At 64.4% G+C, this 13,074-nt stretch carries 4 protein-coding genes (1 of these 4 running past the window's edge); 2 read left to right on the top strand and 2 right to left on the bottom strand.

The annotated features are described in order from the left end of the window. Positions 1-10,334, top strand: the 3' portion of a protein-coding gene (locus FTE24_RS05865) for an S-layer homology domain-containing protein (RefSeq protein WP_442978162.1). 1,366 nt of this gene lie to the left of the window's left edge; only the last 10,334 of its 11,700 coding nucleotides appear in the window; the start codon falls outside the window, past its left edge; the stop codon is at positions 10,332-10,334. A 135-nt stretch (positions 10,335-10,469) separates the two neighbouring features. On the opposite strand, the gene FTE24_RS05860 is transcribed toward FTE24_RS05865, so the two are convergent. Beyond that, positions 10,470-11,153, bottom strand: a complete 684-nt coding sequence (locus tag FTE24_RS05860) for a CidB/LrgB family autolysis modulator (RefSeq protein ID WP_150234974.1) — start codon at positions 11,151-11,153, stop codon at positions 10,470-10,472. Continuing rightward, the gene (locus FTE24_RS05855; RefSeq protein ID WP_141447516.1) at positions 11,150-11,521 is read right to left on the bottom strand and encodes a CidA/LrgA family holin-like protein; all 372 of its coding nucleotides are present in this window, start codon (positions 11,519-11,521) and stop codon (positions 11,150-11,152) included. The genes FTE24_RS05860 and FTE24_RS05855 overlap by 4 nt, the downstream gene beginning before the upstream one ends. Before the next feature lie 129 nt (positions 11,522-11,650). Between FTE24_RS05855 and cidR the strand changes: the two genes are divergently transcribed. Then, entirely contained in the window at positions 11,651-12,577 is a 927-nt protein-coding gene (gene cidR, locus FTE24_RS05850; RefSeq protein ID WP_150234975.1) for a cidABC operon transcriptional activator CidR, read from the top strand. Positions 12,578-13,074: the final 497 nt, after the last annotated feature.

The raw sequence follows: 13,074 nt of genomic DNA, 5'->3' as shown, positions 1-13,074 counted from the left end.
ACGACAGCGACGTCGTGACCGTGACCGGTCTGCAGGAAGGCGACCGTATCGTGCTCGCGGTCGGCACCGGCACCCCGATCACTTCGCCTCCGGTCGGAAGTAACGGAAGCATCGATCTTCCGGCGGCGCTGCTCCCGAACGGCGGCAGCGTGACGCTCAACATTTTGCGCAACACGATCGCAGGACCGAAGCTTACGCTGCTGTACGATCCGGAGAAAGTCGATGCGCCGCTCACGTCGCAGATTACGCCGACCAACAATTCCGGCGACGCCGACCGCGTGAGCGTCAGCGGCCTGGAAGCCGGAGACGAAATTCTCGTCTACGCTTCGGCTGACGCAACGACGGAACTCGGCCGCGCAACGGCCGTCGCCGGCGGTTCTTCCGCCAGCGCTTCGGCCGCGGTTACGTTGACGCCGGCAGGCGGCACCGTCTACGTGGCGATCCAGCGCCACGGCGTCGTCAGCGCGCGCACCGCGGCCGCTTACAGCACCGAGACGGTCGCGGCTCCCGCGCTCAATACGGTGACCGTCACGAACAATACGGCCGGCAGCGATTCGATCGCGGTCACGGGCCTGCAGGCCGGCGACAAGGTTCGCGTCTATGAAGCCGACGGCACGACCTTGATCGGCGAAGCTTCCGCCGTCGGTTCGGGCGGCGCCTACTCGGCGTCGCTGACCGGACGGACGCTTGCGCCCGCGGGCGGAAACGTCCGGGTCAGCATCGTGCGCAATACGATTGAGAGCGCCAAAACAACCGTAGCCTACAATGCGGAATACGTGGCGCCGCCGCCGCCCGCTACGATTACGGTAACGAATAATGCGAATCCGACCGCGGATACGGTCCGGGTCGATGCTTTGCAGGCCGGCGATTCGATTCGCATTTACCAAAACGGCACAAGAACGGCAGAAGTCCCGGCAGCGGGAATGACGGCTTCGACCAATGTGACGTTAAACGGAGCCGGAGGCACGCTCAGTGTCAGCATCGTCCGCAACGGCGTCGAGAGTACGACGACGACCGTGACGTACCCTGCCGAAATTCCGAACTTTGCCGGTTCGGTCTCCGTGGTGAACGCGGAAGGCAATTCCGATACGTTTACGCTTACGGGCATGACGGCCGGCACGGCGGTGACCGTCTATCCGCAAGCCGACGGCACGGGCACGGCGCTGAACGCCGGCACGGTAGGCGCGAACGGCACCCTGATCCTTCCTGTCACGCTCGTTCCGGGCGGAAGCACGCTCAGCTTCGTCTTCACGCCGCCAGGCTCCGGCGCAAGCGCTCCGATCGCCGTCACGTACGGCCCGGAACCGGTCACGCCGCCGAGCATGGACAGCATCGTACCGGCGAACAATACGGGCAATGCCGATACGGTCACGATCTCGAACCTCAACAATAACGACACGGTCACGATCTTCAGCGTGAGCGAAGACGGAACCCTGTCCCAAATCGGGACCGGTTCGGCAAGCGGTTCTGCGGGCAGTGCGTCCGCGGTCGTTAATCTGGCGCTCATTCCGGCCGGCGGCACGATCGCCGTCACGATTACGCGCGGCGGCCTGACCAGCGAAGCGACGCGCGTCAATTACCCTTCGGAAGTCGTTAACGCTCCGGCGGTCGCGGACATCATCGTCGCGAACCTGGCCGGCACGGGCAGCGACTCTGTCAAAGTGGACAATTTGACGAACGGTGATTCCATCACGGTCCGCAGCTACTCGGCCGGCAGTGCGCTGATCGAGACGCAAACGGCGATCGCCGCCGGCACGTCCGCGCAGGCGGCGCTGCCGCTGGCTCCGGCCGGCGGGTACGTGACCGTCACAATTACGCGCAACACGATCGTCAGTTCCGCGACGACGGCGAATTACAGCGCCGAGACCGTTCCGGCTCCGGAAGTCGGCCAAATCGCGGTCTTGAACAACGCGGACACGGCCGCGGATCGCGTAACCGTTCAGGGCCTTGCGTCCAACGATTACGCGGAAATTGTCAGCTATAACGCGGCCGACGTCGAAATCGACCGCAAGCGGGTTGCGGCGCAGGGAGGGGAAGCGTCCGCCCTGATCGCCCTGGCTCCGGCCGGCGGGTACGTCACGGCGGCGATTATCCGCTACAGCACCGACGGAACGGGCGGCTTGTCCAGCGCGCCGACCCGCGTGTCCTATAGCGCCGAAGTCGTGCCGCCTCCGGCGGCAGGGACGATTGCGGTCCGCAACAATTCCGGCAGCGGCGATACGGTCGCGGTCAGCGGATTGAATGCGGGCGACCAGATTCGCGTCTACAATGCGGACGGAACGACGGAGCTCGGCAGAGCCGACGTCTCGGGAACGTCCGCGTCGGCTAACGTTACGCTCGTTCCGGGCGGCGGCGTCGTGCGCGTCACGATCGTTCGCAATGCGCTGGAAAGCGCCGGTACGCAGGTGCCGTACGGAGGCGAAGTCGTTCCGGCGCCGGAAGCTTCCGGCATTACGGTCGTCAATGCGGCAGGAACGTCCGCCGATACGGTGACGGTGTCCGGGCTTGAACCGGGAGACGTCATCAACGTATACGAAGGCGCCGATCTGCTCGGCACGGGAACGGTCGCGACCGGCGCGGCATCGGTTCAAATTCCGGCCGCTCTGCGAAGCGCGGGCGGGATCGTGCGGGTGACGATCACGCGCAATACGATTACCGGCCCGGTTACGGGCGTGCCTTATGCGGCGGAAGTCGTTCCGGCACCGGCCGCGGCGGAGATTGCGGTATCGAACGTATCCAATACGGGCGGTCTGCTCGATACGGTCACCGTCACGGGAGTGACGGCGGGCGAGATCGTTCACGTCTACGATTCTTCGTATACGGAGATCGGCAGCAGCCCGTCGAACGGAGCGATCGTAACGGTGAGCATTCCGGGGAATCTCGCGCCGGCGGGCGGAAGCCTGCTGGTCCGGGTCGAACGCGGCGGATTGTTCAGCGCCTACGTTCCGGTCACTTATGAAGCGGAGACGATCGAGCCGATCGAACAGAATGCCGTCTCGGCAACGAATACGACCGGCGACGTCGACGCGATGAGCGTCAGCGGCCTGAATGCCGGCGAATCGGTACGCGTCTACCGGGCGAACGGCGTGCTGCTGACGACGCAGCCGTACACGGGGAATCCGACCGTGTTCAATGTTGAATTTGCGCCGGAAGGCGAGACGTTGACGCTGATTCGCGTACGCGACGGCATCGAAAGCGTCGGCATCGCCTTTACGATCGAAGCCGAAGCCGTGCCGGCCGTGGATGCGGCCAACGTGACCGCGACGAACAACGCGGGAGCGCGGGATACGGTGGAGGTTGCTGTCGCGGTAGGCGATTACGAGGCGGGCGATGTGTACGTCGCCTATGACGAGAGCCTGAACGAATTGGGCAGAAGCGACGCCTACGTCAACGGAATGTTCATTATTCCGGTGACGCTGCTGCCGACGGGAGGCACCGTTCAGGTGGCTCTGGAACGCAGAGGCGTGACCGGCCAGGCTTCTGGCGTGACTTACGCGGCCGAAGCCGCGGCACCGGCTCAAGGGCCGGCTGCGGCGGACATTACGGTCACGAACGACCAGGGCGGCACCGATCCGGTCGTCGTCGATAACGTGGAGACCGGAGATGTTGTGATCGTCTACAATACGGCCGGCACGGAAATTGGCCGCGCGACCGCGGCGGCGGACGGCAGCGTCACGGTGCTCGTCGATCTGGCAGACGCAAGCGCAGGTACCGTTCAAGTCTCGATCGTCCGCGGCGGAGAAGAAAGCGCACGGACGCCTCAGACGTACGCGGCTTACGATCCGAACCAGCCGGAAGTACCGGCTGCGGCGCAGGTATCGATTCTGCGTTCGACCGATCCTGCGGACGAAGACGAAGTGACCGTTACCGGCCTCGAAGCCGAAGACGTGGTCGAATTCTTCGATGACGAAGACACAAGCATCGGCACGGCCGACGCGAATAATTCCGGCGTCGCGGTTCTGCGGACGCTGAGACTGAAATCGTACGCGAGCACGCTCAAGCTGAACGTGCTGCGCGAAGGTTCCGTCAGCGGACCGCTCGCCGTCGCCTATCCGGCGCAGGCGACTTCGGTCGCGGCACCGGCTGCCGGCAATATCGCGGTGAACAATGCCGCGGGCACGTCCAGCGACACGGTGACCGTGACGGGCGTCTTTGGCGGAGACCGCGTCCGCGTGTACACGCCGAACGGCGCGGTTCTGCTCGGCGAAGCGACAGCTTCGGGCACAAGCGCGGTCGTACCGGTGCAGCTCTCGGCTGCGGCGGGCAGCGTGCGCGTTAACATCGTGCGCGGCGGCGTCCAAAGCGCCGGCACGCTCAAGCCTTACGCGGCGGAACCGGTAGTGACTCCGGCTCCGGCGGCGGCCGATATTTCGGTCGTCAACGCGCCGGGAACCGCTTCGGATACCGTCACGCTGCTGGGCGTTCAATCCGGCGACATCGTGAGAGTATACGCGGCGGGAAGCGGCACCGAGCTCGGCGAGCGTACCGCTTCCGGTACCGAAGTGATCGTTCCGGTCGCGCTGACCGCTTCCGGCGGAAGCGTGGAAGTGACGGTCGAGCGCGGCGGATTCGAAAGCGCGCGGACGACGGTCGCTTACGGGGCGGAAGCGGCCCAGGCGCCGGCGGCGCCTGCGGCAGCCAGCATTGAAGTGACGAACGAGACCGGCGAGGCTTCGGACACGGTGACCGTGACGAACGTCCAGGCGGGCGATCTTGTCCGGGTCTTCGAAGGCGGCGGATCGGTCGCGATCGGTCAGGCTTCGGCGACCGGATCAAGCGTGACGATCCCGTCCGCGCTGCAGAGCGCGGGAGGCACCGTTACGGTTACGATCGAACGCGGCGGAGCGCAGAGCGCAAGATCGGTCGCCGTCACTTACGGCGCCGAACCTTTGCCCGAGCCGCCTGCGGCAAGCAATATTACGGTTACGAACGCGGCCGGCACGACGTCGGATCGGGTCGTGATCGTGGAAGGCGTGCAGGCATTCGACCTCGTTCGCGTCTATAACGAAGACGGTTCGGTCCTGCTCGGCCAGCTCACTTCGTCGGGCACGACCGTCACCATTCCGGTGGAATTGACGCCGGGAGGCGGCAGCGTGAGAGTGACGATCGAGCGCGGCGGCGCGGAAGGACCGCTGTCGACGCCGGTGCCTTACAGCGCCGAGCCGACGCCGGAACCTCCGGCGGCTCCGGCTGCGGGCAGCGTAACGGTGACGAACAACGTCGGCACTTCGGCCGATACGGTCGTCGTCGCGGATATCCGGTCCGGCGACATCGTCCGCGTCTACGCGGCGAACGGCACGACGCTGCTTGGGCAGCATGCTTCGACGGGCACGAGCACGACCGTCGCCGTCGCGCTGAGCGCGCCGGCCGGCACCGTGCGGGTCAGCATCGAGCGCGGCGGCGTGCAGAGCGCGCTGTCGGCCGCGGTGAACTACGCCGCCGAACCGGCGGCTCCGGACGCACCGGCTGTCGGCAGCGTGACGGCCACGAACAATGTGGGCACGCTGTCCGATAGCGTCGTCGTCGCCGGTATTCAATCCGGCGATATCGTCCGCGTCTATGCGGCGGACGGCACGACGCTGCTCGGCCAGCATACGTCGACGGGCACGAGCACGACGGTTCCCGTCGCGCTGGGCGCACCGGCGGGCACGGTTCGCGTCAGCATCGAGCGCAGCGGCCAGTTGAGCGCCCTGTCCGGCGCGGTCGCCTATGCGGCCGAACCGGCAGCGCCTCAGGCACCTGCCGCCAATAACGTCACCGTCACGAACGACCCGGGCACGATCTCTGATACGGTCGTCGTCACGGGTGTCCAATCCGGCGACATCGTCCGCGTCTATGCGGCGAACGGCACGACGCTGCTCGGGCAGCATGCTTCGACGGGCACAAGCGCGACCGTTGCGGTCGCGCTGGGCGCGCCGGCCGGCACCGTCCGGGTCACGATCGAGCGCAGCGGCCAGGAGAGCGCGCTCTCCGCACAGATCGGCTACGCGGCCGAGATGCCGGCCGTACCTGCGCCGGATGCTCCGGCAGTCGGCGATGTTCAGGTGACGAACGCCGCCGGCACAACAGCGGATAGCGTCGTCGTGGCAGACGTCCAATCCGGCGACATCGTCCGCGTCTATGCGGCGGACGGCACGACGCTGCTCGGTCAGCATACGTCGACCGGCGCGAGCGCGACCGTAATCGTCGCGCTCGGCGAAGCGGCCGGCACGGTTCGCGTATCCATCGAACGCGATGGCGTTCGAAGCGACCTGTCCGCACCGGTGAACTATGCGGCGGAACCGACTCCGCCGACTCCGGTCAGACCGGACGCGCCGGACGCAGCCGATATTTCGGCGATCAACAATCCGGGTACGGCGGACAGTGTCCGCGTTGAGGACGTGCAGTCCGGCGATATCGTCAGAGTCTACGCGGCCAACGGCACGACGCTGCTCGGCCAGGCGACGGCCGGCACGAATTCCGTCGAGATTCCGGTCACATTGTCGGCGGGAACCGGCACGGTGAACGTCACGATTACCCGGGACGGTCTGGAAAGTCTGCCGCAGCCGAAAAACTACGCGGCGGAAGACGTTCCGGCGCTTGATCCGGCGAGCTTTACCGTGACGACTACCGTCTACGGCTCGGGTCTGGCCGCCGTCTCCGACAACGATCTGATCGTCGGCGACACGGTCATCCTGAGCGGCGGCAGCGGAGAAATTGCCCGCGGTACCGTGACTTCGGGAGGAAGCGTAAATATCGCGATTCCTGACGGAGCGCTCAATCCGTCGGGCGGAACGTTCGAAGCGGTGCTGGAGCGAGCCGGCCAGCTCAGCGCGCCGGTGACGGTCAATTACGGTCCCGCTCCAAGCGGTCCGGTAGAAGCGCCGACGCTCGGACAGATTGCGACCGATCCTGCAGCGGGCACGGTTACCGTGAACGGTCTGCAAGAAGGAGACACGATTACGGTAACGGACGGCGCAGGCGGTACCCGGACGTCGGAACCGGCCGGTTCGGACGGAACGGCGACCGTTGACGAAGTGGTGTTCTCGCCTGAAGGAGGCACGCTCCAGATCGTCGTCGACAGAGGCGGCGATACCAGCGCACCGGTTACGGTGGCTTATGCCGCCGAGACTCCGGATGCTCCAGGCGTTGCGGCGATCGCGGTCGTCAACGCCCCGGGCACGACGAACGATACGGTAACGGTGGATCAGCTGACGCCGGGCGATCGGGTGCTGGTCTACGATTTCACCGGCACGAACCTGATCGGGCAGGGCACGGCGGGCTCCGCGATCCTCGCGATTCCGGTCGCGCTTGCGGACACGGCCGGACAGGTCCGGGTCTCGATCGTAAGAAACGGTCTGGAAAGCGCGAAAACGCCGTTCGATTACTCGGCAGCCGCGGCGCCAAGCGTTCCGGCTCCTCCGGCGGCGGATATCGCGGTCGAGAACAATGCGGGCAGCGATGACCGCGTCGTCGTGCAAAACGTGCTGAGCGGAGACCTTGTTACGGTCTACGCGGCGGACGGCACGACGATCCTTGGTCAGGAAAAAGCGACCGCAAACGGCCCGCTCACGATCGATGTGACGCTGGGTACGGCGGCGGGCGAAGTGCAGGTGGCCCTGACGCGCGGCGACGCGCAAAGCACGAAGACGACAGCGCCGTACACGGCGGAAGCGTCCAGCGTTCCGGCACCTTCCGCGGGCAGTATCGACGTGGACAACAACGCGGGCAATGCCGATACGGTCGTCGTGCGGAACTTGCAGGCCGGCGATATCGTCACGGTCTACGCGTCGAACGGCACGACGATTCTCGGTCAGGCAACGGCGCCGGCAAACGGCAGTGTGACGGTCAACGTGACGCTCGGTACGGCGGCAGGCGATGTTCTCGTCGCGATTACGCGCGGCGGCGTCCAGAGCGACCGGACGACGGTCGGTTATGCAGCGGAAGCGGCGGACGTTCCGGCGCCTCCGGCGGCGAACATTACCGTCGACAATGACACAGGCAGCACCGACAGCGTTATTGTGAAAAACGTGCAGGTCGGCGACATCGTCACCGTCTATGCGGCGAACGGCACAACGATTATCGGTCAGGAAACGGCGACGGCAAGCGGCGACCTTACGGTCAACGTAACGCTGAGCGGAGCGGAGGACGAAGTCCAGGTCGCGATTACACGCGGCGGGGTCCAAAGCGAGAAGACGACGGTCGGGTACACGCCCGAAGCGTCGAGCGTTCCGGCACCGCCGGAAGCCGGCATCGCCGTCACGAACAATACGGGCAGCGGCGACACGGTCGTCGTGCCGAACGTGCAGATCGGCGATATCGTCACCGTCTATGCGGCAAACGGTACGACGATCCTCGGTCAGGAGACGGCGACGCAGGCCGGACCGATCACGCTCAACGTGACGCTGAACGCAGCGTCCGACCGCGTGCAGGTCGCGATTACACGCGGCGCCGTGCAGAGCGCGAAGACAAGCAAAGAGTATGCCGCCGAACCTAGCAGCGTACCGGCTCCGCCGGCGAACGCCATTACGGTCACGAACAATACGGGCAGCAGCGATACCGTCATCGTCTCCGGCATGGAGATCGGCGATATCGTGACCGTGTACGCGGCGGACGGCGTCACCGTGATCGGTCAAGGCACCGCGACCGAAGCGGGCACGCTGACGATCGGCGTCACGCTGAACGCGGGAGCGGGCGATGTTCGCGTCGCCGTAACGCGCGGCACGATCCAGAGCGCCAAAACGTCGAAAGGCTATACGGCCGAACCATCCAACCTGCCGGCCCCTTCGGCGGGCGACGTTACGGTCGTCAACAATCTCGGCTCGCAGGATAGCGTCACGATCCGCAGCATCCAGGCGGGCGACACGATTACCGTCTACGCGGCCAACGGCACGACCGTGCTGGCCCGCGTCACGGCGGAAACGTCGGGCGACCTGACGATTCCGGTCACGCTGCCGGAAGACAGCGGTACGGTGAATGTGACCGTATCCCGCGGCGGCGTGGAAAGCCTGCCGGCTTCTCCGGCCTATACGGCGGAACCGACGACGCTTGCCGCACCTGCGGCAGGCAGCATCACGGTTACGAACAACACGGGCAGCTCCGATGCCGTCGCGTTGACCGGCCTTCAGGCCGGCGACACGATCATCGTCTACGCGGCCAACGGCACGACGATTCTCGACCGGATCACGGTCGGCTCCGATCCGGCATCGTGGACAGTTCCGGTCACGCTGATTCCGGGCGGAGGCAGCGTGCAGGTCGCGATTCTGAGAGGCGGCATCGAAAGCGCCAAAACGACCGTCGCCTACGGCGCCGAAACGTCGAGCGTACCGGCTCCGGCCGCGGTCGGCATTACGGTTACGAATAACGGCGGCGCGGGCAGCAGCGTCATCGTGTCGAATGTGCAGCCGGGCGACATCGTCACGGTCTATGCCGAGAACGGCACGACGATCATTGGCCGGGCCCAGGTTCAACCGGGCGCGACGAGCGTTGCCGTTCCGGTCGTGCTCGACGAAGCGGGCGGAAACGTTCAAGTGACATTGACGCGCGGCACCGTGCAAAGCGCTCCGACGTCGGTCGCCTATGCGGCGCGCATTGAACCGCAGCCGGGAACGGGCGGAGGAGGCGACGGAGGCGGAGGCTTTACGCCGGCCGATCCGGCCGCACCTCCCGCACCGACCCCGAATCCGGTTACGCCGGAGACGAACCCGGTCACGCCGGAGACGGAAGGCGACGGAGAAGAGATCGACGCTCCGGGCCGGATCGTGTCGCTGACGGTACGCGCACCGCGTACGTTCAACGACATTTCCGGATACTGGGCGCAGCCGGCGATCGAACGCCTGGCCTCGCTCGGCGTCATCGACGGCAACCCGGACGGAAGCTTCGCTCCGCGCGAAGGCATATCCCGTGCCCAGTTCACGAAGATGGTCGCCACCCTGCTGGGCATTCAATCCAAAAACGCTCCGATCTTCGCCGATACGCCGGCTAACCGCTGGTATACGGAATCGATCCAGGGCGCTTACGAACAAGGCATCGTGAACGGGTACAATGGCGGCAGTTTCGAACCCGACGAACCGGTCACACGCGAAGAAATGGCCAAGATCCTCATGAACGCCATGCTGTGGCTGAACCCGGACGTGTTCGCGAACGATCCCGATTACTCGTTGACGGAAGCGTTCCGCGATTCCGGCAAAGTCGGCAAGTGGGCGGCGGAACCGGTCAGCCGCATGCTGGAAGAAGGCATCCTGCTCGGCAAAACGAACGGCGTGCTCGATCCGAAAGGCAATGCGACGCGCGCCGAAGCGGCAGCCGTCCTGATTCGCCTGATGGAACGTATGAGCGACAACTTCGACTTTTAATCCAACAAGATCGTCTGCTCCAACCGTTCGAACGTTTTACTTCTGAAAAGAACGACAAAAAACCCCCGCTCTCCATCTATGGAGCAGCGGGGTTTTTGACGTGCGAGCCGATTGTTCCCGGCCTGCGCGTTCCGTTCAGCCCAGCAGGCCGAGCAGCATGGGAGCGCCGAGCAGCGTGAACAGCGCGGCGAGAATCATCGAGATGCTGGAGATCGTGCCGGTGAGCGGATTCAGCTCGAACGCTTTGGACGTGCCTGTTCCGTGCGCGCTTGTGCCGAACAGGACGCCGCGGGCAATATCGCCTTCAATCCGCAGCAGCTTGACGACGGAAGGGCCCATCATGGCGCCGAGCAGCCCGGTCATGATGACGAACACCGCCGTGATCGTCGGCACGCCGCCGATCATCTGCGAGACGTTCATGGCGATCGGAGTCGTGACCGAGCGGGGAACGAGGCTGCTGGCCAGTTCGCCGTTCAGGTGCATCAGGCGCGCCAGCAGCGCGGACGACGTCATCGCCATAATGGAACCGAACAGGACGCTTGCGACGATCTCGCCGGCATGCTTTTTGAGCGTCTGCAAATTTTTGTACAGCGGAACGGCAAACGCGACGGTAGCCGGCTGAAGCAGACGGGACAGCCAGGCGCCGCCCTGATTGTATTCGGCATAGGTGGAATGGGTGGAGAGCAGCACCGCGACCAGAATCACCGGCGTAATGAGCAGCGGCGAGAGATAGACGCGCGGATATTTGCGATAGACCCATTTGGCGGCATAATAAATGACGAGCGTGGCAGTGAGGTACGTGACGGCTTGATTGATCATGAAGGGCGGCTCTCCTTTCTTCTCGATAACGCTCCGGCCAACAGGCCCGAGCTGGTCATGACGATCAGGGTGCTCAGCACAACGACGGCGAGGATACGCATGCCGTCCTGCTCAAGCAGCGGGATATAGTTCATGACGCCGACGGCGGCAGGGATGAAGAACAGCAGCAGTTCGGCGAGCAGCCAGGTGGCGCCGAGTTCGATCCACTCCAGCTTGACGATCCGGAACTGCAGCAGCAGGAACAGGGCGAGAATGCCGAGGATGCTGCCGGGCAGCGGAAGGTGCGTCCAGGCCGCAAGCCGGTTCATCAACTCGGAGAACGCCATCAAGCCGGTAATCTGAATCGCGACGAGCAGCACTTTTTTCACGGGGACGCTCCTTTCTGTAATCTCTTCTCTATAATGAAAATTTTACATCTCTTTCTTTCATGCGTAAAATGAATAATAAGAATCATAAGCATTACGTTTGGTTATGATAAAAGAAAAGGCGGCGAACAGATGGATATCCGGCACCTGACTTATTTTCTGGAAACGGCACGGCTCAAAAGCTTCACCCGGGCCGCCGAATCGTTATACGTGAGCCAGCCCGCGGTGAGCAAAGCGATCCGGCAGCTCGAAGAGGAACTGGGCGCGACGCTGCTCGACCGGGTCGGCCGGCGCGTCGAAGTGACCGACGCCGGCCGGGTCGTCATGGAACAGGCCAAAGCGATCACGCAGTCGTTCTCGAACCTGTCCGCGCAGCTCGGCGACCTGGCGGAGCTGAAGCGCGGGCATATCCGGATCGGGCTGCCGCCGATGGTCGGATCGAGCTTTTTTCCCAAAGTGATCGGGGCGTTCCACGACCGTTACCCCGACGTGACGCTGCAGGTGTTCGAAGACGGAGCCAAAAAAGTCGAAGCGGACGTCGCGGAAGGCGTACTGGATATCGGGGTCGTCGTGCTGCCGCTGTCGTTCGACGTGTTCGATTCGTTCCAGTTCGCCGAGGAGCGGCTGAATCTGGTCGTGCCGGCGTCGCATGCTCTGGCGGGCGCGCCGAGCGCCAAGCTCGGGGCGCTGGCGCAGGAGAACTTCGTCTTTTTCCGGGAAGATTTCACGCTGCACGACCGGATCATCAACGAATGCCTGCAGGCCGGCTTCCAGCCGAGGATCGTGTACGAAAGTTCGCAGTGGGACCTGATCAGCGAGATGGTGGCGGCCGGACTCGGCGTGGCGCTGCTGCCCGAGACGATTTGCCGGCAGGCGTCCGGCAAATCCGTCGCCGTCGTCCCGCTCGAACAGCCGGCGATCTGGTGGAAGCTCGGCGTCATCTGGCGCAAAGACCGCTACCAGTCGTACGCGGCGCGCGAATGGATCTCGTTCACGCGGGAGTGGCTCGGCGGCACACCGATCGAGGAGCGGGGGAGGCTTGGCCGGCGGGGCGAGTGAGCGGAACGGAACGGAAGACCGGGCGTGTTCGATAGCCGGATGACGGAGGTGTCCGATAAACGGATGGCCGGATGGCGGGAAATGGGCATCCGTGCGGCGGGTTCGAACTGTAACGAATCGTAGGCACCTTATTTGCTCATTTTTCGCCATTTATGAAATCTAACGAATCGACGTATCCTTATTGGGCGTTAAAAGGCCGGATTAGAGGGATTTGGAGCCAATAGCGTTGTAACGATTCGTTAGTTTGGCAAAAAGCGTGCTGGAGAGCAAATAGCGTTGTGACGATTCGTTAGGGGGACGAGCTGCGTGAGATTTGCCGACCTAACGCCTGCCCACTCGCTCGCTTGCCCGACTACCTGCCCGCGCACTCGTTTGCCCGCTTGACGTCCGGCCTCCGCCTCACCGTCCAACGCACCAAAGGCTTTCTCCACGAAGGAGAAAGCCTTTTTTGCCTGCCGGTCTATTTTCCGGTCTATATGCCTATATGCTCGCCTGTC

Origin of the sequence: Saccharibacillus sp. WB 17, assembly GCF_008634075.2 — a bacterium.
GTDB lineage: Bacteria > Bacillota > Bacilli > Paenibacillales > Paenibacillaceae > Saccharibacillus > Saccharibacillus brassicae.
Note: the sequence above shows the minus strand (reverse complement) of the source record. Positions and strands in the feature narration are given on the sequence as shown.